Genomic DNA, 20,332 nt, shown 5'->3' with positions numbered 1-20,332 from the left:
CCCGCCCTGTCAACAAATACCCTGCTTTTCCGCATCAGCCCGCACCGGCGGTATCAGCAGCCCCACCTTCAGGCGACGCGGGTGCTGGCGGCCGAATGGCCTTGATCGCCTCCTCCACCGTTTCATGGAGCTCGGCGCGCTCCGGATCACCGCGGGTTTCTTCCCGCAGGCGACGAAGCAACTCGAGCGAGGGCTCATGCTGATGGGTCAGCCGAGCCAGCAGACGCACCAAGCGAATACGTTGTCGGTCGCTGTCGGCATTCTGGAGATGGAAGAGCAGCTGCTGAACATGCGGCGGGTTCCCGGCACGGCGCTGATGTTTCAGCAACAGGGCTTCGGCTTCCGCCACGGCCTCTGGATCCTGGTTATCGGCAAAGGTATCGACGGCAGCGGTCAATTCACCACCGGTGCCGGCCACCTGGACGAAAGAGCCGACGGCTGGCAGCACCAGTATCGTCAGCAGCAGCCCTCGGACGAGACCCGGCCGGCAGGCGACATGGAAAGCCAGAAAAGCGGTGCCATAAACATAAAGCAGCATCAGAAAGAACCAGGCCGTGAAGCTGCCACGTCCGAAACCTTCCCATAAGCCACCGATCAGGAGAATGGCGAGATAGAACGTCCCGATGGTGAAGAACGACATGCCGACAACAGCAGCAAGCGCACGAGCCAGACCGTTCAACAGAGTGGGACGGCTGATCGCCCCCAAGTTCAATCGCCACACCATCTTGCCCCCTTTCCCGCTCAGTCCGCCGGCACGGTTCGTTCCGATGCCCAGCGACGCAGGGCCTCAATGCTCTCCCGGCGCACCACGGACAGCGGGCGGGTATTGCCGATGGCGGTGCGTACGGCCTCGGTGTCCGGCGGGCGTCCCGCCGCGTGGGCGGCATAACAAGCCGAGACCACGGCCTGCTCCAGCTCGGCCCCGGAATAGCCCTCGCTGGCCTCGGCCAGGGCCTCCAGGTCGAAATCCCGTGGATCGAGCTCGCGCCGCTGCAGGTGAATACCGATGATGGCCCGGCGGATGTCCCGATTCGGCAGATCGACGAAGAAAATCTCATCAAAACGGCCCTGACGCACCATCTCGGGCGGCAGCTTCTCGATGTCGTTGGCCGTGGCCACCAGAAATACCGGCTTGTCACGTTCGGCCATCCAGGTCAGGAAGCTGCCCAGAATGCGCTGGGAGGTGCCGCCATCGGTGTCGGAGACGGACATGCCCTTCTCGATCTCATCCATCCAGAGGACGCAGGGCGCCATCAACTCGGCGCTCTTGAGGGACTCACGCAGATTGCGCTCGCTCTCCCCGTGGTACTTGTTATACAGCGCACCGCCATCCAGGCGCAGCAGGGGCACGCCGAAAACACCAGCCACCGCACGGGCCGCCAGGGATTTGCCACAGCCCTGCACCCCCAGCAGCAGAATGCCACGGGGAATATCCAGACCCGGTGGCGGCTCACCACTGGCAAAGACCGGGGCGCGCTGACGCAGCCAGTCCTTCAGGCGATTCAGGCCAGCCACGTTGACGAAACGCTCGGTCTCCATCTCGAAGCTCAGCACCCCGCCGGGGTCGAGCATGCGGAACTTGGCCTCCATGACACCGGGCAGATCGTTCTCGGTCAGGGCACCGTCATTCCAGATGGCATTGCGCGCCAGGCGGCGGGCATCCTTCATGGGCAGGCCGCGCAGATTCGCCACCAGCAAGTTCAGTGCCTTGCGGCTGGCCCGCACCTTTCGGCCCTGATTATGATCCGTCCAGGCCTGGGCCTCTTCCCGCACCATGTATTCCAGTTCATCGTCATTGGGCAGGGAGAGATCGAAGGGGGTGGCCAGGGAACGCAGTTCGGACGGCAGTTCCAGGCGAGGACTGATCAGCACCACATTGGGACTGTCGGGTGTCGCGCCGCGGGCGATCTCCCGCAGCAGTCGCTGGTGCACGGGATTATCCAGGTAGGGATGGAAGTCCAGCAGGAGAAAAATGCCCTGGCTGTGACGATCGCGAATATGGCGCAGGACCTTCTCCGGCGAATCCGTATCCGGGGGTGCCGGCACATCCATGTCCAGCCGTTCCAGACCGGCCGCCGCCGTCCAGCGAAACAGGGGGCGGATGACTTCCCGCAGCACATGATGAAACAGCTGCTCGGCCCGGGGTTCGTCCCGGGTTTCGATGGTGATCAGGCCGTTACCGGCCCGCAGCTGAACCGCCAGCTCGTGCTTGTCGGCCTTGAGTGTGCCGCTGGCCCTGGTTGTTGTCATTTACTTCCCCCCTCACCGCAATGCTGATGATCGTTGTCGTTGTCGTTGTCGTTGTCGAGATTTTAACTGAAGAGTAAATGCCGATTACGACAACGACAACGACAACGAGAAAAAACACACCCGGCGTATCGCTTCAGCCCGCCTTGTCTTCGGGCATCCCCAAAACATCCGCCTTGATTCGCTTGATCTCGTCCCGCAGCGTGGCCGCTTCTTCGAACTCCATGTTGCGGGCGTGATCATACATCTGTTTTTCCAGCTTCTTGATCTTCTGCATGGCCTGATCCGGGGTGATGGCGTCGTAGCGCCGGGCGGTGTCCGCCACCCGGCGAGCTCGCTGCATGGCCGGCGCCCGATCAGCATAGGCACCTTCCATGACATCCGCCACCCGCTTCTTAATGCCCTTGGGTGAAATACCGTGTTCCTTGTTGAAGGCAAGCTGCTTCTCACGCCGGCGCTGGGTCTCGGCGATGGCCCGCTCCATGGAACCGGTCATGCGATCGGCATAGAGAATGGCCCTGCCATTCACATTACGCGCCGCACGACCCATGGTCTGGATCAGCGAGCCCTCGGAACGCAGGAAGCCTTCCTTGTCGGCATCCAGCACCGCCACCAGGGAGACTTCCGGAATATCCAGGCCCTCGCGCAGCAGGTTGATGCCCACCAGCACATCGAACTCCCCGAGGCGCAGGTCGCGAATCAGTTCGGTGCGCTCCACGGTATCGATATCCGAGTGCAGATAGCGGACGCGCACATCGTGCTCGGCCAGGTATTCAGTGAGATCCTCGGCCATGCGCTTGGTCAGGGTGGTGACCAGTACCCGCTCGTTCACGGCCACCCGCTTTCTCACCTCGGACAGCAGATCATCCACCTGGCTGCTGGCCGGGCGTACATCCACCTCCGGGTCCACCAGGCCGGTGGGACGCACCACCTGCTCCACCGTCTGCCCGGCATGGGTCTTCTCATAGGGCCCCGGCGTCGCCGAGATGAACAGGGCCTGGGGCATCAGGCGCTCGAACTCCTCGAACTTGAGCGGACGGTTGTCCAGGGCCGACGGCAGGCGAAAACCGTACTCCACCAGGGTTTCCTTGCGCGAGCGGTCGCCCTTGTACATGCCGCCAATCTGGGGAATGGTCACATGGCTTTCATCCAGCACCAGCAGTGCATCGTCCGGCAGGTACTCGAACAGGGTCGGCGGTGGCTCACCCGCCGACCGGCCGGACAGATGTCGGGAGTAGTTCTCGATACCGCTGCAGTAACCCAGCTCGTTGATCATCTCCAGATCAAAGCGGGTGCGCTGCTCCAGGCGCTGGGCCTCCACCAGCTTGTCCGCCTTGCGTAGCTGCTCCAGCCGTTCGGCCAGCTCCGTCTTGATCTTCTCCATGGCGGCGAGGAGCTTGTCACGCGGTGTGACGTAGTGGGTGGTGGGGTAGATGGTGTAGCGCGGCAGCTTCTGCAGCATCTCCCCGGTCAGGGGATCGAACAGGGACAGATTCTCGATCTCATCATCGAACATCTCGATGCGCAGGGCCTCGCGCTCGGATTCCGCCGGGAAGACGTCGATCACTTCGCCCCGGGCCCGGTAGGTGCCAGGCTGCAGATCGGTCTCATTGCGGGTGTACTGCAGCTCGGCCAGCCGCCGCAGCAGCTTGCGCTGGTCGATGCGGTCGCCCCGGTCCAGGTGCACCACCATTTTCAGGTAGGCATCCGGGTCACCCAGGCCGTAGATGGCCGACACGGTGGCCACGATAATGGCATCCCGCCGCTCCATCAGGGCCTTGGTGGCCGACAGGCGCATCTGCTCGATGTGCTTGTTGATGGAGGCGTCCTTCTCGATGAAGGTGTCCGAGGACGGCACATAGGCTTCCGGCTGGTAGTAGTCGTAGTAGGAAACGAAATACTCAACGGCGTTTTCGGGGAAGAAGTCACGCAGTTCCCCGTAGAGCTGGGCCGCCAGGGTCTTGTTCGGCGCCATGACCAGGGTGGGCCGGCCCTGGGCCTGAATGACATTGGCCACGGTGAACGTCTTGCCGGAGCCGGTTACCCCCAGCAGGGTCTGGCTGGCCAGGCCGTGGGCAAGTCCCTCATTCAGTTTGCGGATGGCTTCCGGCTGGTCACCGGCCGGCTGATACTGGCTGGTCAGCTTGAACGTCATTGAGGAACCTCTGATTGATCCATTTGCGCTCACAGGCGGGCCTGAGCGTCCGATTGGTGAGAAGGCGGCCGCTCCGGTAAAATGGGGGCTTTCTCGCCAGCTGAACGCTTCGGTCGGGGTCACCCGCCGAATCAGCGGCTTCATTCGACAGAATAACAAGGCAAGGGGTTCATGAGCGACTTTCTCTCAGACCGCGTCAAGCAACTTCAGCCCTCCCCCACCCTGGCGGTGACCCAGAAGGCCGCCGAGCTGCGCGCCGCCGGCCAGGACATCATCGGCCTGGGCGCCGGTGAGCCCGATTTCGACACCCCGGACAACATCAAGGAAGCGGCCATTCGCGCCATCCGCGAGGGCCAGACCAAGTACACCGCCGTGGACGGCACCGCCGAGCTCAAGCAGGCGGTGATCGACAAGTTCAAGCGCGACAACGGCCTCGACTACGCCCCCAATCAGATTCTGGTGTCCACCGGCGCCAAGCAGAGCCTGTTCAATCTCTGCCAGGCGGTGGTCAACCCCGGCGATGAAGTGATCATCCCGGCGCCCTACTGGGTCTCCTACCCGGCAATGGTGGAAATCGCCGGTGGCAAGCCGGTCTTCGTGACCGCGGACTGGGACCAGGACTACAAGATCACCCCCGAACAGCTGGAAGCGGCCATCAGCGACAAGACCCGCCTGGTCATGCTGAACAGCCCCTCCAACCCCACCGGGCTGGCCTACACCCGTGAGGAGTTTCAGGCCCTGGCCGAGGTACTGAAAAAGCACCCGCAGCTGCTGATCGCCACCGACGACATGTACGAGCACATCCTGTGGACCGACGAGCCCTTCGTCACCCTGCTCAATGTCGCCCCGGAGCTGTATGAGCGCACCGTGGTCTTCAACGGGGTTTCCAAGGCCTACGCCATGACCGGCTGGCGCATCGGCTACGCCGGCGGGCCGGAGAAGATCATCGGCGCCATGAAGAAGGTCCAGGGGCAGTCCACCTCCAACCCGGCCTCCATCAGCCAGGCGGCGGCCACCGAGGCCCTGGCCGGCGACCAGAGCAAGGTGGCCGAAATGGTCAAGGCCTTCAAGGAGCGTCATGACCAGGTCTACCAGCTGCTGAGCGAGATCCCCGGGGTGCGGGTCAAGCCCTCCATGGGCACCTTCTACACCTTCCCGGACTTCCGCGAGGCCATCGCGGCACTGGACGGCATCAACAGCGACACCGAGCTGGCGGAATTCCTGCTCAAGGAAGCCGGCGTGGCCCTGGTGCCGGGCTCGGCCTTCGGTCTGGCCGGCCACATGCGCCTGTCCTACGCCACCGACATGGCCACCCTGGAAGACGCCTGTGCCCGCATTCGCAAGGCCCTGGCAGGCTGAATACAAATCGCCGGGCCCTGACGGTTGACGATCAGGGCCTGGCCGAATAAGATAGCGCCCTCGCTTCAGGCGAGACCCACCATTCCCCGGTAGCTCAGTTGGTAGAGCGGGTGACTGTTAATCACTAGGTCGGCGGTTCGAGCCCGTCCCGGGGAGCCAGAAAAAGCAAGGGGTTAGGCGATTCGCCTAACCCCTTTTTTGTTGCTGATCTGAAATTGGGTGCACAGCTGGGTGCACATCGGCTCAAGCCAGTAGAGCTGCCACGATTTAGCATCCAAGAAACACTGACAGGGACTGCCGAAAATGCCCGACAAGGCATGTCGGTCGAAGCCTACCGAATACCAGCCCGGCAACTAATAGAATGCCCTCTCCTACCGATGCCAACCGACGCAGCCAAGGTTGCTAAAGCGGGGCTCAGGTGGGATCACTCAATATCGGCCGACAAAAAGATACGCTCATCGCCTTCCGGCAACTCTTCAAGCCGATCGCGGAAAAAAACCGTAAGCCATTCGCGGCCCCTCTCGCTCAACACTGACCCGTCGTCGTGAAACAGGGAATCGTCAAGCGTCTCCTTTGGAAACTGAACCCAGTAGGGCTGACAATCACCCTGCCGCTCGAGTCTTAAATGGATACCGCCCCCGCCTTCGTCACTACCCGTAATACACCACGCATCGGGCATGCAATCTGCCGCAATTGCCTCAATCGCTATCCTTCTCTTACCAACAACTGCCATACAGAATTCTCCCAAATAACTCAATCACGCCAGCGAAGTATAAAAACCGTCACCACGCGAAAACCTGCCAGCGACAATGAACATTGTTCCGGTGCCTCAGGGCGGCTACTGCTCTCATCTGGTGGTCAGCAGCAAAATCCAAACCAACACTTCCTACAAAATTCCTGATCATTAGCTATGCTTGTCGGAGTTCACAGGTTTATACCAAACGGAGACGCCAAATGGAATTGAAGGAATTTATTACCGAAACCCTCACACAAATCGTTGATGGCGTATCAGATGCAAAGCAAGCTGCGGAAAAAAGCGATTCTATTATCAATCCGGCCATCGCCGGGACGGCTGCAAATAAGGACGGTGGATTCTTTTTCCCAGCCATGAACGGCCAGATTGCCACCTTAATCGATTTCGATGTTTCACTTTCAATAACGGAAGGAAAGGATTCTAAAGCTGGAATCAATGTGGCGTCTGGGTTGATTTCACTTGGTGGTTCCGGGCAATCGTCGAGCGAAAACAGCTCTCTGACAAGAGTACGGTTCAATATCCCTGTCGTGCTCCAAAACAAGAAGTTGAATAGCAATGACTGACGCAGGCGGAAAACTCCCAAAAAACTTACTGAGAGCACTAAAAGCTCTTGAAAACTCGCCGGCCATGAAATCATATAAGTCCATTTTCAAATCCATTAACTCCATTGAAAAGCTTGACACCATAAACACAGACCCACACTTCACGCGAGTACAGAAAGCTGTTGATAGACTTATACGCTCTGACTTTTACAATAACCTTCAAGAACTTAATAACCTCCCAGAAATGCAACTAGCCAGGCAAGCCGAGAAGGCGTCTGAGGCAATGGATTCTCACTCGCTGGAAAACTCTCCTGCTTTCCGGTTCATTGAGAAAATACAAGAAGCTGGAAGTCTAAAGGCGCTCTACGGCCTAGAAGACTCTCCCGCGATGCGCGTGATTGCCGAAATGGCTGATCGTCTTTCATCAACTTATGGCCCCTTGGCATTTTCCGAATCATACGACCACTTGATTCGCTTACAAACTGAAATGGAGGAAAGAAGCGAAGACCCGAGAAAGATAACGGAATATGTCTCCGAAGAGTTCAGATCAGCTCCAACCGGACCATTGAGCAGGGAATTTTGGCTGATGATTATATTTACACTGATAATGGATTACAGCGCGAAGCAGAATCACGAGGAAGCACAGGCTGAAATAATATCTGCAGTGGAGCAATTGGAAAGATCGATTAGCGCTCAATATAAATCAATGCTATCAGAAGAAAAAAACGAAGTTTTCTATGTAACCTCGACCAGGCTTAACCTCCGATCCGGCCCCAGCACGGAACATAATGTAATAGAAGTGTTGCCCCCCAACAGAAAACTTAGGTTGTTAGACATGAATGGCGGATGGGCTAATGTCGAGTACTTCAATTACCTGAGAAATAAGAACCAATCCGGCTGGGTCTCGGTTGAACACATAACTCTAATTGACGGTTAATCCCAGTGATTCCCGATACCTTTAGTTTTTCACCCCACATCACTCCAGCTTTTCCGTCCTGAATGCGGTCATGAAGATCAGAGACAAAGCAACAGACACCCAAAGGAAGGCGGAAATTGAGTCTAGAGCGATGAAATGGAGTTATTTTATATCTTTTCCATTCACATATATTTTCTTTTCATGGTTAATAATTGACTCCAACTCCCCTGACTCTGCTTGGTTTCCTATCTTTCTGATTTCAGCTTTTATAAACATTATCCCGTCGTGTGCGCTTGGAGCGATATTTAATTGGTGGTCTCTCCGCAACGATAAATAATTATTTCTAAACCATTGATGGGCTATGCGGCATTTGGGCCCCGTGCCGCGCGGGTGACTCAGGCGGTTATCCGCCTAGCCCGATTCAGGCCGCCTGCAAGTGTGCCGCAATCGAATCCAATTGCCTTGCCTTCATCCTGCGGCGCAGACTACGGGCATGATTAGTTTTTGGTGCCAATGCACCCTTTACCACTGTCGCCGGATATGCCGGTATAGAAGTGGTGGATATCTCCAGCAGGTTTACAGCGTGAAGGCTCCTGATAAGCCCCTTGTCAGTCTCCTTCCACGATTCCCCCTTAGAGTTCGGCACCGCAAAACCGAACGACATTGCCCCTAAGTCGCGGCGGTTAACCAGGGCGTAGGTATCCCGCCCCAATGTCGTATCAGGCAGTTCCAGCGTGAAATGCAGCCCGCGACTGTTTTCGGATAGGTGAAGGCTCCCGTTCCCGGTTCTGCCCAATACCTGCGAATAGTCGTGGTGGTGAAACGCCAGCACTTCAGTACCGCCCGTAAGTGTTCTGGTGAACGCTCCCGGCATGATCTGCTCACGGAACCCGCCAAGGTCGGCGGACAGCGAGTTAAACACGGCGGCATAGCCCTGAATCTTCATCGCTTCTCCTCCATGCCCAACCGGGACATTTCCGCTTGTAAACGCCGGACTTCCAATGTCCAGCGCTCACGGGTTCGGGTATTTTCGGCAGTCGCCACCAATCGGGTGGCCTCCCGATAGCGACGCAAAAGCCACCGCCGCGCCAAGGGATGCCGGGCTATGCCCCGGAACTGCTCATCATCAGCCGTTTGCTGTGGGCGGCGACCGATCTCCGCACGCTCGACGGCTCTCATGTTTCCTCCCGTATGATTTCACCTTTCTGCTCAGACGGTGGCGTCACCTTTCTACTGCTGGGAGCCAGTGACCGTACAAGGCGTACCTGGTCTACCCTATCGCGCTTCGCAATAACCGCAGCACGCCTTGCCAAGTCCAAAGGAAGGTCCAGTTTGCTCACCGGCTGATTAATTTCTGCCGCTTTGCGGCGCAGTTGGCTTAGTTTCGTGATCTTCTGGCAAACTTCTTCCCTGGCTGCAGCCGCTTGACGCTCCAAGCTCTCGGCAGCCGCTACCGCATCTGCGATACCCCGCTTGAACTCCTTTGCTCCCGCCACAGCCTCTACCCCTTCAGCCTCTCTCAGGGCCAGTCGGACTTCCGATTGCCGGGCCCTGACCTGTTCGGATTCGGCTTTAAGCCTCTGTGCCTCCTGGTCCAGCTTCAACAGAGCCTCAGGCGTGCCATAGCGGACCGTATGCGGGCGCTCCTTCCTCGTTAGGGTCTCCAGCCGGTTATCTATTTCAGCCAGTCTGCGGCGGCTCTGGTCCTTCAGGGACTGGGCTTCGGCCACCGTCAAACCGTTACCGCCAAACATCTTCTTCAGAATCTTCTGCATTTCCATCGTTCGTGCTCCTCTGCTGGCCATCCTGGCTGTCCTCTGGCGGACCCAGGATGATTTCAATAAAAGGCGGATCATCCGCCCCGTGGTGTTGATGCCACCAGGCCTTGAACGCGGGCCCGTAGCGGTTCCATTGCTGGCGCAGCCACTCATCCGAGTAGGTGGCCATGCCCCCACCCACTGAGAATGTGTCCACCAACTCCGCTGGGCAGCCGTGCTGCCTCCGGCGGGATCTGCGTTTGCGAACAGTCGGCATGGTTAAACCTCCGGCGGTCTGCCTGGACCGTCCCTCAGGGGCTCAAGGTCCAGGTTCAATTGCTTCAAAGCAGCCAACATCTGCCCTCGGCTATCCCGCTCGGTCGGCAACAAAGGATGGGCCTTGGGCTGCCCGAATCGGTCCAGGACTGTTTCCCCGTCCCGCTTGATGGTCGCCTGGGCATCCCGCATCCGGTCGAAGGCCTCCAGGGCCACTTGCAGCAGCAGGCGGCCCGCGTCATCATCCAGGGCATATTCCGTCACCAGCCGACTCCACCAATCGGCAGCTTCCGGGCTCAGATTTTCGGGCGGCAATTTTTTCAAAGCATTTCCTCAATTAATTTTCTACAAAGGATCCCTCTCCGTTCCTGTCGTCCACGGTGACAAACACAAGACGCCCCTCCCGAGAACAGCGCCAATCTTTCACCTTTGAGCATTCGTCACCATCACCTGCCTAAAAGCCTTTGCCTTCATTGCTTCCAGGTATATCTGTTGCGCTTCTCGATCCTTGGCGATGTATGCGCCACCTTTCTCCAAGACAAAACGGTCTACGCGCTCACATGATCCACACTGGTGGAAATGCAGCGTCATACCGTCAGTTTTCTCGCAATTTGGGTACGCGCCGCCGCCACATTTGCAGTCAACTCGTCCGCCTGTTTTGATTATCTTCCCTCTCTCCCTACCAACTCCCTCTGGTAACTTAGCTGTGTGTTTGCCACCAACACCGAGACATTGAACAAATCCTCCTTCCCGGTGTTGCTCACCAGCACCGACAGCCCTTATTGCAGGTTCGGAAACTGCCCCTCGGCGTTGCTCACAAGCACCGTCGGTGTCGCTCACCAGCACCGCGTTTTTTCCCAATGCTGACAGTTCGCTGCCCCCTGGACCCGGCTTCCAGTGCATGTAGTCCTTTGGCGCTGGCGTTCCGTCATCCAGATCCTCATTGGTCAGCGCATACTCGGAAGCATGTTGGGCTTTTCGGCTGAATGACCCCTGTGAAAGCAGGCGAATGAATCCCGTGCCTAGTAATTCATCACGCGCTTTCTCGGCCTTGTATCGGCCCACATTGACCCGCCGCTGTATTTCTCTCACACTCATGAACACACGGTTTCCCTTTCCGTTATAGAGCAAACGCATCTGCACCAGCAGCGAAACCGCTTCTGGTGAAAGCGAACGGAACGCCGCGCTGTCTGCCTCGTATTGATAAACCCGACAGTGCTTTTTGACCTTCCTCGGCTTAGCCATTACGCCCCCTTTCGGCCCACCAGCCGATACTGAGGGGGAGCCAACCTCGAACGCTCAGAGCTACTAGCCAGGCACAGACGCGGTTGCTACCATCGGCAGTGATGTCCTTTCGTTGGGAGTCAATCGGGGGACGGTGTGTGCTTGGCGGCTGCATCGTCCCCTTTTCCTTGTTTGTCACCACTTTTCGGCCCCTTCCGACTCAAGCCCCCGGTTCTCAGACCGATTTTCAACGATCTCCAGGAGCAGGCCCGCAAACCCAGTTAGGCTCCAATTGGGGTTTAATTCACGCCATTTCGTGGGGGTACAGCCGTGGACGGCTCGGAACTCTGCCAGAGTGACTCCATATCGCCGCATCAGCTTGCGGGCGGGCCATCCCTTTGTGTCGCTGCGGGGCATACGGTGGCCGTGCTTTGCGGCCAGTTCACGCCAGTAGTTAAGGTCCAGGGATTGTCGAGGGTTTTCGCGAAGCTGGTTTGCGGGAGGATATTGACTACACATCGGCCACCTCCCGCTGATAGCCAGCAGGATCTGCAAGCCATTGCTCTAGGTCACAGGCGCGCCATACGGTGCAACGGGCACCCAAGCGGATTCTCGGCGGGAAGCGGCCTTCTTTCTCACGCCGCCAAATGGATGTGTCGGATAGCCCAGTTCGGGCAATTACTTCGGCCTTGCGGCAAAGGCGGCTCGGGCTTTCCTCCTTTTCTAATCTTTCCATATTGCACCTTCGGTTTGTTGTGAACCCGAGTGCAATATATGAGCCGCAATCCTATGCCATGAATACCAAAACGGTATTAGGTAATCGCCTTATAGGCCCACACCAGAAATTCAACCCATTCACGAAATAGCGGGTCATCGTTATACATCTTTTCAGCATGCTTGAAATGCTTCCGAGCAGTGCTCGCTGACTCGATAGTTGTGGAAAATCCACTTTCGTGATTCGCCCAATAGTCCTTACGCTCCGCAATTTCTTTCAGGGCTGCCGTTTCCGATAGGCCCCTTGCGCGCAAATTAGAGACACGGACATATAGCAGCGCATAGTTATCAAGGCCTATCTGCTTTTTCCGTCCGGCATTTGTGCCTGGCTTTGGGGCATCAAATACTTCTTCACCATGCTCAAGGTATTCACGCACCAATCTACTGAAAGTATCTGGGTCGGCCTTATAAGCTGCCCGCAAGTAGCGTTTAACTTGGGTTTCGCTCATGCCCGGCCCTCCATGCTGATAGGCTCAATTTCGCTGCCCGCCTCTGTCCACTGCAGCGCCCGCCGACAGGCCGCCGTGGAGATCGACTTGCCTTTAATAGCAGCCCGCAAGGCAATATCCCATGCTGTCATGGCCCGTTGTTTCTCGGCCCAATAGTCATAGCGGTCATAGTGCTTCGCACTTACACCACCGAAGTCGTGATTGTGAATCTGATTTGTGGTGGTCTTTGGGATGCCAATCTCGTGCATACGGGTTTTGCAGGTTCGGCGGAAGTCAGCAGCGGTGAACTTGTCCATAGGCTCACCACGCTTTTCCATATCATCCAGCAGCGCCCGGACGATCACCCCCGGACGCTCTGCCCGCATTGGCTTTTCGAGCCTTCGGACTTGAGGAAACAGATAGCCCCGCCCGCCGGTAAGGATGCGCAGTTCATCCAGTACTTCCAATGCGCAATGATTCAGGGGCACAAGATGGTCACGGGTTCGGTTCTTATGCCTTGCAGCCTTCATCAGCCATTGTCGCCCAGCCAAGTCGAACTCCGCCCAGTCGGCCTCGCGCACCTCGCGAACATGCTGGCCGCCCAATGCCAATAGCAGACGAATCAGCAGGGCATCACTTGGGTAGGGAGTCGCACGATCCACCTCGCGCCAGACTCGCCCAATTTCGTCGAATGACAGTTCCCTATCCCCCGGTGTCACATGGACCTCCAACGGCACATCAGCCACGGGATTGTGAGTCACCTTGAACTTGATCGGATTCCCAAGGTTGCGGGGGTCATGGTCGGCCTGAATCGCCAGCTTGAACGCCTTGTGAAGATTCGCCCGGAGCACTCTAGCGGTATGCTCAGCATTCCGGCTCAGGGGGCGGTGCAGGATCAACTGAATATCCTCTGCCGTCACCTCGGCGGCCTTTGTCTCTCTGGAAACCACCGGGAACACATCGCGATGCCAGCCACGCCGCACCGCGTCTATATATTCCCGTGAGCGCGCGCGTGAGCGCATGTGGCGCATGTAGAGCGCCGCCACGCCTGCAAGGGTGCCCCGCTCGGCCCGCTTCCGGTTCTCCCGTCTGGCCTGTTCTCGCTGCTCTCTGGCGTGCTCCTGCGGGTCTACCCCCTGATCTACTAGCTTGCGCTGCTTAAGCGCCGCTGTGCGGGCCTCGCCTAGCGTCATGGCCGGATAGGTGCCCAGTGTGAGGAATCGGCGTTTGCCGGAGATATCATTGCCGTCCTTGTCCGTAGTCCCTTCGGGAGCGTAGTAGAACTGGAAGAACGACAGCCGCCCGGCAGCAGACACCTTCACCCCAAACCCGGAGCCGTCCCCATCCCATAGGCGGGTTGCCGAATCTCGGCGCTTACCCTCCAGGTTGTCCAGCTTTTTCGCTGAAATGCCTTTTCTGGCCATGCCCGATTCTCCTCGCGTGCGCACCCAACGGTGCCTCTGTGCACCCAGAAACGGCCCGAAACCGTCCTAAATCATTCCCCATCACTAGGAATTGGGTGCACAACTGGGTGCACACTGGAGCCGACAAGCTGTGCACCTAATGGAAATGTCCTGAATTAACGGTAAGCCGGGGAGCCCTGCCTGTCAAGGGTTTTGGGGGTTGACTGTAATGGTCGCCTAGTGATTTGAAGCGTCCAGAAATGTCGCCTTCCGTGACTGTTAATCACTAGGTCGGCGGTTCGAGCCCGTCCCGGGGAGCCAGATTCGAGAAGGGCCAGTTCCATGTGGACTGGCCCTTTTCTTTTGCCTCCCAGCCCTTCCCGGCAACTTGCCCGGCCTGGCTCGTCATAGCATGATGTGCGGCCCATCCACGCGCGCAAGGCCCGAGCATGAAGGTAAGCATCGTCTATGACGGCCGCTGTCCCATCTGCCGGCGACTGGTCGCGGCCAGCCGGCTCAGACAGCGTGGCGCTCAACTCGACGCCATCGATGCACGCACGGCTCCGCTGGATGACATTCAGGGGCTGGATCTGCGCGGACTGGATCTCGATGAAGGCTTCGCCGTCATCACTGACGGCGAACTGCATTACGGTGCCCGTGGCGCCCGCATGCTGGCCTTGCTCAGTGAGCCCTCCGGCCTGTTCTTTCGCCTGTTCCGGACACTGAATGCCAGTGAGCGGCGCAGCGCCATGAGCTACCCCCTGCTGCGTGTCGGGCGGCGGCTGCTGCTCACCCTGCTCCGGGTGCCACCCATTAGAACCGACAAGGGCAGTGATTGAGAATGAGGGCTTCGTGGGAGGTTTTCCGGGTATTCCTGCTTCTGGGGCTGACGTCCTTCGGCGGTCCGATTGCCCATCTGGGCTTTTTTCAGAAAGAATTCGTTGAGCGACGCCGATGGCTGGCCAGCGACACCTACGCCGAGCTGATCGCCCTGTGCCAGTTCCTGCCCGGGCCGGCCAGCAGCCAGGCCGGCTTCGCCATTGGCCTGCATCGGGCCGGGCTGACAGGCGCTCTTGCGGCTTGGCTCGCCTTCACCCTGCCCTCGGCCATCATCATGATTGCCCTGGCCAGCGGGCTGGCACTGTTTGAACCAGGCGATTACGAGGGGGCAGTGCGGGCACTGAAAGCCGCCGCAGTGGGCGTGGTTGCCTGGGCTGTCTGGGGCATGGCCCGCAGCCTGACCCCGGACTGGCAGCGCCTGCTGATTGCGGCCCTTGCCGTGGCAACCACCCTGGGCCTGCCGCTGCTGCTTGGTCTCACGGCTGTGGGGCAGATCGGCGCGATTGTTCTCGGTGCCCTGCTGGCGCCCCTGCTGGTACCCAAAGTTGCCGTACAGACAGGCTCACCCCTTGCTCTGCCCTTCCACCGACGAGGCGGCCTGCTGGCGGGCGGACTCTTTCTGGCGCTGCTTATGGGTCTGCCATTCATGGCCTGGCTGTCGCCCGCGACCTGGCTGACGATCAGCGATGCCATGTACCGAGCCGGCGCCCTGGTCTTCGGCGGTGGGCATGTGGTCCTGCCCCTGCTCCATGCCGAGACGGTTGCCACCGGCATGATGGACGAAGACACCTTCCTGGCCGGCTACGGCGCCGCCCAGGCCCTGCCCGGACCGCTGTTCGCCTTTGGCGGCTTCGTCGGCACGGTCGCCGGGGGAATCGGAATCGGCCTGCTGGCCCTGACCATCATCTTCCTGCCCGGCATGCTGATCCTGCTGGCGATACTGCCCTTCTGGGCGCGAGTGCGGGAAAACCAGCGCCTGCGCCGCCACCTGGCCGGGGTCAATGCTGCCGTCGTCGGCATCCTCGCGGCTGCCTTCTACGACCCCGTCCTCACCGCCGGCATCGCCGACTGGCGCGATGGCCTCATCGCCCTCGCCGTCCTGACCACCCTGGCCACCGGCCGCCTGCCCATCTGGCTGCTCATCATCATCGCGGCCGGCGCAGGTTGGTTTATTTACTGACAATCAAAAGAAAAATGCGCGGCTAAATGGTTGCAAAATCATTTTGATACCCTTGGGGTACCATCCTCCGGGCGTCCAAAACGATATCGCCAAGCGCATATCGTCACAAACAGGAACAGCAGGAGCTCAGTGGGTGGGCGGCCGCTGGCGGCACAGCCCACACCATCGCCGACATCCCAAAACTCGACGACATCCAAACGCACAGAGGTCTCTCGCCCGTCGGGGTCTTCGTCAATCTGATCAGACACCAAAAGCGCATCAATCCTGTAGTTGGTCACCCGCTGGGAAGTGGTTTTCAAGGTCACTGTCACATGCCCCTGCGCAGGAACCTCCTCGATTAGGCAGAGAGTGGACTGGAGGACGCTGTTCCACTCGCAAATGGCATTCTCGCCGCTGACATCGTCGGGGGCGCCTGGCGCGTACTGCATCCGAAGCAAGACATTAGTGGCCCGGCTATCGCCACTGTTTTCGATACGCCAATGATGTCTGAATGTTCGACCGGCAACCGGCGTCTGGTCCGTCCAGGTATCCGAAACCGACAGACGCACTGGCTTCGCGTCCGGCTGGTAAACATAGGCAGCGCTACCCAGCCCTGGATACATACTGTCGTTACCGCTCAGAACGATAACTCCATACGGACCGGCCGGCGCCACAGCCACACCCAAGGCGTGTTGTCTTGTGCCCCATTGCGACCATGGTGGCCGAAGCTCCTCCCGGAACCGCCAGCCGTTCTCCGCTCCCGGATCCCTATCGTAGATACGCACCGCGCCCTCACCCCGCCGGCCTGCTTCATCGAAGGCGGATGGGAATCCGAGATACAAGCGATCGTCCCGAATCATGGCCGACCAGCCGTAAGTATGCCAGCTGCCCGCTTCCCGCTCCGGCCCCCGCATGACCGCAGAACGCTGCCAGAGTACCTCATCCTCGTTCCAGACAAAGTGTTCGAGACGAGTGGTACGGGTGAGGTCCTCGTTCAGTTGGCCCGAATGAAAGAGCAGATCCGCCCCATTGAAATACATCAGCTTCGTGTCACTGGCCTCCGCGCCTTCGTCGGGAAGCACGGCCGAGATTTTCTGAAAGAAGGCCCACTCATCGGCATCGGGGTCGTGGCGGAACAGGTAAGTGGCACCATTGCGCTCGCCGATGTCCTCCACCCAGGCATTGCGTGCATGAACAGCCAACCAGGGATAAGCCAGCTTCACGGTCGAGCCGAAGGCATCCTGCCGTCCGCCCTCTTCGCCGTCCGGGGCCAGCAGTTTCTGCTGGTACACCCAGTCATTCGCCGAATCTGACCAATGGAAGACATAGGCCGCCCCGAGGGTTGATGGCAGGGTACCCTCGCCCAGGGTCGCACCGACAATCAGCCAATCTCTTTCGGAAGCAAGACCAGTGCCAAATTGTGCGATATCAGGCTCCGGTCTCGCAATCTCGCGAAGATGCTCAACAAACCCGGTCTCAGGATCACGATAAAACTGATATACCTTGCCCGTATTATCTAGGCTATAGAGTCTATTCTCCCAAAGCGCACCGACAAAGAAGCCATCCCCTTCCACTGCTGAAGAAATGCCAAAAAGCGATCCGCTCTGGCCGACAATGTCCAGACCATCAATCCACTCCCGACGTTGCCACAACCCGTCCTCGCCCGGGGCAACGATCATCAGGCCACCCACTTCCACACCGCGGGCGTCTTTCGCATCCGGCACACCCAGCAACAGATAGTCATCGGAATAGGCCGACACGCGACCGTGAAGCGCGAAAAGGACTCATACGGGGGTAAAACACCCGAGGCGGGCGCAAGGCTGCCCGGGGATTCGCCCCGGGCAGCCTCCGCCGAAACAGGCAAGCCAACAAGCAGCCAACAAACCATCAGCCCGGCAACGGAAAGACACGTTCTCATCATGGATGTCGCAAGAGTCACGGGCACATGATCCAGTTCCCGTCTTCATCCTGATACGGACACCCCGATCCGCCACCACCGGAACCCGACCCGTCGTCACCGGAATCTCCCGTATTGTGCGACTGATAAAGTAGACGATTCGGTGATCCAGACAAATGTGTCAAGCGCCCAGTGGTAGCCTCGCTAATGAGAACCTGGCGAAGTGCACCGGGGGATATAAAACCACCTTCCGCTTGGGCATGGATCGCCGCGACACCGGCGACCAAAGGGGCGGAGTAGGAGCTGCCCCAGTCGACCCGGGTCGCGGTATCATTCTCCGATGATGGCATCTCCACATTGTGCCCCGGTGCGAACAGGTCGACCGCATCACCGTAATTGGAGCCAACCTCACTGCTCACCCAATAACGCCGATCTTTCTCGGTGCTCGCGCCTACCGTAATAACCTCGGCCATTCTGGCAGGGACCAGCGTAGCGGCATCCGTATTTTTATTCCCGGCTGCCGCCACCAACAGAAGATTACTTGGTAGATCCCGTATCGCCTCCTCGAGATCCGTTACGTCCGCTTCCGTATGGGGGAATCCGATACTCAAATTCACCACTGCCAACTTTCCCCCCGCAGCAGACTCCAGCGATGCAATAGCAGCCAAACCATCAATCACATCACTGACCATACCGGCGCCGCGACAATTGAGTACCCGCACATCCGCAATACTCGCACCCTGAGCAGCGCCAAGAACACCACTCGCCGCCTTGCCGGCAACCCCGGTCCCGTGAAAATTCGGTGTGGCAGCTCCATCACCCTGCCCCGGCGATGGGATAGGACAGACACTGCCGCAGTCGTCCACACAGCACACATAGTCAGTATCACAGGTTTCCCTGTAATCGGAGTCACTGTCGAAACGGTCGTACACACGCTGGGCCCTGCCACCAAAACGCTCGTGAGTCAGTCTGACGCCACTATCCACCACGTAGATCCGCGTGCCGGCCCCATCATAGTCGTAGGAATAGGAACCGGACAGGGGGAGATCACGCTGATCTATCCGGTCGAGGCTCCAATCCGCCTCTTGCTGCGTTGTTCCGCTCAGGGTATGCACAACACGATCTCTTCGCACTGAACGAATATTCGGATTTCGCTCAAGTGAACGGGCTGGGTGCTCCGGCAACTCCACCAGAAATCCACGATGGACGTGCTCGAAAACGAGCAACGGTTGAAAACCCAGCTGGCGACCGAGCTGATGGGCAAGCTCGCCAACCGCCTGCGATGGCAACTCGTCTTGTCGATTGAACCCGACAATCCAGCGATTGTTCTCAAACCTGCTGCCATCCGTACCCACCCAGGGCGGTTCCATGGCATTCAGAGGTGTAGCTAAGAATAGAGAGAGAGAGAGAGAGAGAGAGAGTCAAAAGATATTTCACGGCAGGTTCCTTCTGTCATGGTTTATACTTTATCGCCTGCAATCCTACGGCGATAAATAAAAAATAGTTCACTGTCATATCGATTGCAAATTGCGATTGTCCAGCAAGACAGATCACGAGACGCTGACAGGAACCTTCAGGCCGCGAAAATCCTCACATCCATCGGAATCAGCGCGCTCAATCAGATCGCGCTACTGTTCGCTGTCTTTCGTTCTTCATTATTTTGCAGTCATTTCGCGTGCATCTCGCGGCGCTTTTATTCTTATAGGGTCTTGAGGAAGTCTTTGAGGTAGGCGCGGAAGCCTTCGCCCAGTTCGGGGTGGGCCAGAGCCAGTTCCACGTTGGCTTCCAGGTAGCCGAGCTTGTCGCCGCAGTCGTAGCGCTTGCCGTCGAAGTTGAAGGCATACACCGGTTCTTCCTTGAGCAAGCGGTCGATGGCGTCGGTGAGCTGAATTTCGCCGCCGGCACCGCGGCCGGTGGTGGCCAGGAGGTCGAAGATTCGTGGGGTGAGCACATAGCGGCCGATCACGCCCATGTTGGAGGGTGCCTTGTCCGGAGACGGTTTCTCCACCATACCCCGCAGGCGGCGGATGTTTTCGCCTTCCGGCTCGCCATCGACGATGCCATAGCGGGAGACATGCTCGATGGGTACTTCCTGGGCACCCAGAATGCTGCCGCCCAGTTTCTCGTACTGATCCCGCATCTGGCTCAGGCAGCCCTGCCCGTTGGCGTGAACCAGGTCGTCGGCCAGCACCACGAAGAACGGCTCGTCGCCCACCAGGTTGCGGGCGCAATGCACGGCATGACCCAGGCCGAGAGCCTCGGCCTGTCGGATGTAGACGCAATCCACTCCCGGCGGGACGATGTTCTGGACCGCTTCCAGGCGCTCGTTCTTGTGGCGCAGGGCGAGCTCATTCTCCAGCTCGTAGGCACGATCAAAATGATCGGGAATCGCCCGCTTGTTGCGCCCGGTCACGAAGATCAACACCTCGGCGCCGGCTTCCACCGCCTCTTCCGCAGCGTACTGAATCAGGGGCTTGTCAACGACAGGCAGCATTTCCTTGGGATTGGCCTTGGTGGCGGGCAGAAATCGGGTACCCAGGCCTGCAACGGGAAACACGGCTTTGCGAATCTTCTTGCTCACGCGGATCTCCAGATCGGTTC

Annotated in this window: 21 protein-coding genes and 1 tRNA gene; 6 read left to right on the top strand and 16 right to left on the bottom strand. The window is 58.7% G+C overall.

The window, feature by feature from the left end; translation table 11 throughout:
* Positions 1-34: 34 nt before the first annotated feature.
* From RBH19_RS04935 to uvrB, 3 genes are all read right to left on the bottom strand, one after another.
* Positions 35-712 carry a hypothetical protein gene (locus RBH19_RS04935; RefSeq protein WP_306727696.1) on the bottom strand — a complete coding sequence of 226 codons (678 nt, stop codon included), beginning with the start codon at positions 710-712 and terminating at the stop codon, positions 35-37.
* Between the two features lie 29 nt (positions 713-741).
* Positions 742-2,250, bottom strand: a complete 1,509-nt coding sequence (locus tag RBH19_RS04930) for an AAA family ATPase (protein ID WP_306727695.1) — start codon at positions 2,248-2,250, stop codon at positions 742-744.
* Between the two features lie 133 nt (positions 2,251-2,383).
* Positions 2,384-4,402: an excinuclease ABC subunit UvrB gene (gene uvrB / locus RBH19_RS04925; RefSeq protein ID WP_306727694.1), complete on the bottom strand. Its 2,019-nt coding sequence runs from the start codon at positions 4,400-4,402 to the stop codon at positions 2,384-2,386.
* Positions 4,403-4,573: 171 nt separating this feature from the next.
* Here uvrB and RBH19_RS04920 point away from each other — a divergent pair, with 171 nt between their 5' ends.
* Both RBH19_RS04920 and RBH19_RS04915 read left to right on the top strand, forming a co-directional pair.
* A complete protein-coding gene (locus RBH19_RS04920; protein WP_306727693.1) occupies positions 4,574-5,761 on the top strand; it encodes a pyridoxal phosphate-dependent aminotransferase in 1,188 nt (395 codons plus the stop codon).
* Positions 5,762-5,844: 83 nt separating this feature from the next.
* Positions 5,845-5,920 (top strand) — tRNA-Asn (locus RBH19_RS04915).
* A 265-nt stretch (positions 5,921-6,185) separates the two neighbouring features.
* Here RBH19_RS04915 and RBH19_RS04910 read toward each other — a convergent pair.
* Entirely contained in the window at positions 6,186-6,494 is a 309-nt protein-coding gene (locus RBH19_RS04910; RefSeq protein ID WP_306727692.1) for a hypothetical protein, read from the bottom strand.
* 221 nt (positions 6,495-6,715) lie between these two features.
* Between RBH19_RS04910 and RBH19_RS04905 the strand changes: the two genes are divergently transcribed.
* Positions 6,716-7,078, top strand: a complete 363-nt coding sequence (locus tag RBH19_RS04905; protein WP_306727691.1) for a hypothetical protein — start codon at positions 6,716-6,718, stop codon at positions 7,076-7,078.
* Positions 7,071-7,994 carry an SH3 domain-containing protein gene (locus RBH19_RS04900; protein ID WP_306727690.1) on the top strand — a complete coding sequence of 308 codons (924 nt, stop codon included), beginning with the start codon at positions 7,071-7,073 and terminating at the stop codon, positions 7,992-7,994. The genes RBH19_RS04905 and RBH19_RS04900 overlap by 8 nt, the downstream gene beginning before the upstream one ends.
* A 400-nt stretch (positions 7,995-8,394) precedes the next feature.
* On the opposite strand, the gene RBH19_RS04895 is transcribed toward RBH19_RS04900, so the two are convergent.
* The 9 genes from RBH19_RS04895 to RBH19_RS04855 all read right to left on the bottom strand — a co-directional run bounded on the left by RBH19_RS04895 (position 8,395) and on the right by RBH19_RS04855 (position 13,856).
* Complete coding sequence (locus RBH19_RS04895; RefSeq protein ID WP_306727689.1) at positions 8,395-8,919, bottom strand: HK97 family phage prohead protease; 525 nt, start codon at positions 8,917-8,919, stop codon at positions 8,395-8,397.
* Complete coding sequence (locus RBH19_RS04890; RefSeq protein ID WP_306727688.1) at positions 8,916-9,152, bottom strand: hypothetical protein; 237 nt, start codon at positions 9,150-9,152, stop codon at positions 8,916-8,918. Before RBH19_RS04890 ends, RBH19_RS04895 begins: the two co-directional genes overlap by 4 nt.
* The gene (locus tag RBH19_RS04885) at positions 9,149-9,754 is read right to left on the bottom strand and encodes a hypothetical protein (protein WP_306727687.1); all 606 of its coding nucleotides are present in this window, start codon (positions 9,752-9,754) and stop codon (positions 9,149-9,151) included. Before RBH19_RS04885 ends, RBH19_RS04890 begins: the two co-directional genes overlap by 4 nt.
* Complete coding sequence (locus tag RBH19_RS04880; protein ID WP_306727686.1) at positions 9,714-9,920, bottom strand: hypothetical protein; 207 nt, start codon at positions 9,918-9,920, stop codon at positions 9,714-9,716. The genes RBH19_RS04885 and RBH19_RS04880 overlap by 41 nt, the downstream gene beginning before the upstream one ends.
* 89 nt (positions 9,921-10,009) lie before the next feature.
* Positions 10,010-10,321, bottom strand: coding sequence for a P27 family phage terminase small subunit (locus RBH19_RS04875; protein ID WP_346433172.1), 312 nt, complete (start codon positions 10,319-10,321; stop codon positions 10,010-10,012).
* A 108-nt stretch (positions 10,322-10,429) separates the two neighbouring features.
* Positions 10,430-11,251, bottom strand: a complete 822-nt coding sequence (locus tag RBH19_RS04870; RefSeq protein WP_306727684.1) for a hypothetical protein — start codon at positions 11,249-11,251, stop codon at positions 10,430-10,432.
* Between the two features lie 490 nt (positions 11,252-11,741).
* Positions 11,742-11,966: a helix-turn-helix transcriptional regulator gene (locus RBH19_RS04865; protein ID WP_306727683.1), complete on the bottom strand. Its 225-nt coding sequence runs from the start codon at positions 11,964-11,966 to the stop codon at positions 11,742-11,744.
* Positions 11,967-12,042: 76 nt separating this feature from the next.
* Positions 12,043-12,453 carry a hypothetical protein gene (locus RBH19_RS04860; RefSeq protein WP_306727682.1) on the bottom strand — a complete coding sequence of 137 codons (411 nt, stop codon included), beginning with the start codon at positions 12,451-12,453 and terminating at the stop codon, positions 12,043-12,045.
* The gene (locus tag RBH19_RS04855; RefSeq protein ID WP_306727681.1) at positions 12,450-13,856 is read right to left on the bottom strand and encodes a tyrosine-type recombinase/integrase; all 1,407 of its coding nucleotides are present in this window, start codon (positions 13,854-13,856) and stop codon (positions 12,450-12,452) included. Before RBH19_RS04855 ends, RBH19_RS04860 begins: the two co-directional genes overlap by 4 nt.
* Before the next feature lie 428 nt (positions 13,857-14,284).
* Between RBH19_RS04855 and RBH19_RS04850 the strand changes: the two genes are divergently transcribed.
* Together RBH19_RS04850 and chrA are read left to right on the top strand one after the other, a co-directional pair.
* Positions 14,285-14,674: a DCC1-like thiol-disulfide oxidoreductase family protein gene (locus RBH19_RS04850; protein ID WP_306727680.1), complete on the top strand. Its 390-nt coding sequence runs from the start codon at positions 14,285-14,287 to the stop codon at positions 14,672-14,674.
* Between the two features lie 2 nt (positions 14,675-14,676).
* On the top strand, positions 14,677-15,855 hold the full coding sequence (gene chrA, locus RBH19_RS04845; RefSeq protein WP_306727679.1) for a chromate efflux transporter: 1,179 nt from the start codon (positions 14,677-14,679) through the stop codon (positions 15,853-15,855).
* A gap of 38 nt (positions 15,856-15,893) precedes the next feature.
* On the opposite strand, the gene RBH19_RS04840 is transcribed toward chrA, so the two are convergent.
* From RBH19_RS04840 to galU, 3 genes are all read right to left on the bottom strand, one after another.
* Positions 15,894-17,594, bottom strand: coding sequence for a hypothetical protein (locus RBH19_RS04840; RefSeq protein ID WP_306727678.1), 1,701 nt, complete (start codon positions 17,592-17,594; stop codon positions 15,894-15,896).
* A 175-nt stretch (positions 17,595-17,769) separates the two neighbouring features.
* Positions 17,770-19,101 (bottom strand): S8 family peptidase, encoded by a 1,332-nt coding sequence (locus RBH19_RS04835; protein WP_306727677.1) that lies wholly within the window; start codon positions 19,099-19,101, stop codon positions 17,770-17,772.
* A gap of 329 nt (positions 19,102-19,430) precedes the next feature.
* On the bottom strand, positions 19,431-20,312 hold the full coding sequence (galU, locus tag RBH19_RS04830; protein ID WP_306727676.1) for a UTP--glucose-1-phosphate uridylyltransferase GalU: 882 nt from the start codon (positions 20,310-20,312) through the stop codon (positions 19,431-19,433).
* Positions 20,313-20,332: the final 20 nt, after the last annotated feature.

Origin of the sequence: Natronospira bacteriovora (assembly GCF_030848495.1) — a bacterium.
Taxonomy (GTDB): domain Bacteria; phylum Pseudomonadota; class Gammaproteobacteria; order Natronospirales; family Natronospiraceae; genus Natronospira; species Natronospira bacteriovora.
The sequence above is the reverse complement of the archived record's forward strand: the minus strand, read 5'-3'. Positions and strand labels throughout refer to the sequence as shown.

Coding starts and splice junctions, on each gene's coding strand:
- RBH19_RS04930 (WP_306727695.1), bottom strand. CDS start 2,250: ATGACAACAACCAGGGCCAGCGGCACACTCAAGGCCGACAAGCACGAG.
- uvrB (WP_306727694.1), bottom strand. CDS start 4,402: ATGACGTTCAAGCTGACCAGCCAGTATCAGCCGGCCGGTGACCAGCCG.
- RBH19_RS04920 (WP_306727693.1), top strand. CDS start 4,574: ATGAGCGACTTTCTCTCAGACCGCGTCAAGCAACTTCAGCCCTCCCCC.
- RBH19_RS04910 (WP_306727692.1), bottom strand. CDS start 6,494: ATGGCAGTTGTTGGTAAGAGAAGGATAGCGATTGAGGCAATTGCGGCA.
- RBH19_RS04905 (WP_306727691.1), top strand. CDS start 6,716: ATGGAATTGAAGGAATTTATTACCGAAACCCTCACACAAATCGTTGAT.
- RBH19_RS04900 (WP_306727690.1), top strand. CDS start 7,071: ATGACTGACGCAGGCGGAAAACTCCCAAAAAACTTACTGAGAGCACTA.
- RBH19_RS04895 (WP_306727689.1), bottom strand. CDS start 8,919: ATGAAGATTCAGGGCTATGCCGCCGTGTTTAACTCGCTGTCCGCCGAC.
- RBH19_RS04890 (WP_306727688.1), bottom strand. CDS start 9,152: ATGAGAGCCGTCGAGCGTGCGGAGATCGGTCGCCGCCCACAGCAAACG.
- RBH19_RS04885 (WP_306727687.1), bottom strand. CDS start 9,754: ATGGAAATGCAGAAGATTCTGAAGAAGATGTTTGGCGGTAACGGTTTG.
- RBH19_RS04880 (WP_306727686.1), bottom strand. CDS start 9,920: ATGGCCACCTACTCGGATGAGTGGCTGCGCCAGCAATGGAACCGCTAC.
- RBH19_RS04870 (WP_306727684.1), bottom strand. CDS start 11,251: ATGGCTAAGCCGAGGAAGGTCAAAAAGCACTGTCGGGTTTATCAATAC.
- RBH19_RS04865 (WP_306727683.1), bottom strand. CDS start 11,966: ATGGAAAGATTAGAAAAGGAGGAAAGCCCGAGCCGCCTTTGCCGCAAG.
- RBH19_RS04860 (WP_306727682.1), bottom strand. CDS start 12,453: ATGAGCGAAACCCAAGTTAAACGCTACTTGCGGGCAGCTTATAAGGCC.
- RBH19_RS04855 (WP_306727681.1), bottom strand. CDS start 13,856: ATGGCCAGAAAAGGCATTTCAGCGAAAAAGCTGGACAACCTGGAGGGT.
- RBH19_RS04850 (WP_306727680.1), top strand. CDS start 14,285: ATGAAGGTAAGCATCGTCTATGACGGCCGCTGTCCCATCTGCCGGCGA.
- chrA (WP_306727679.1), top strand. CDS start 14,677: ATGAGGGCTTCGTGGGAGGTTTTCCGGGTATTCCTGCTTCTGGGGCTG.
- RBH19_RS04835 (WP_306727677.1), bottom strand. CDS start 19,101: ATGGAACCGCCCTGGGTGGGTACGGATGGCAGCAGGTTTGAGAACAAT.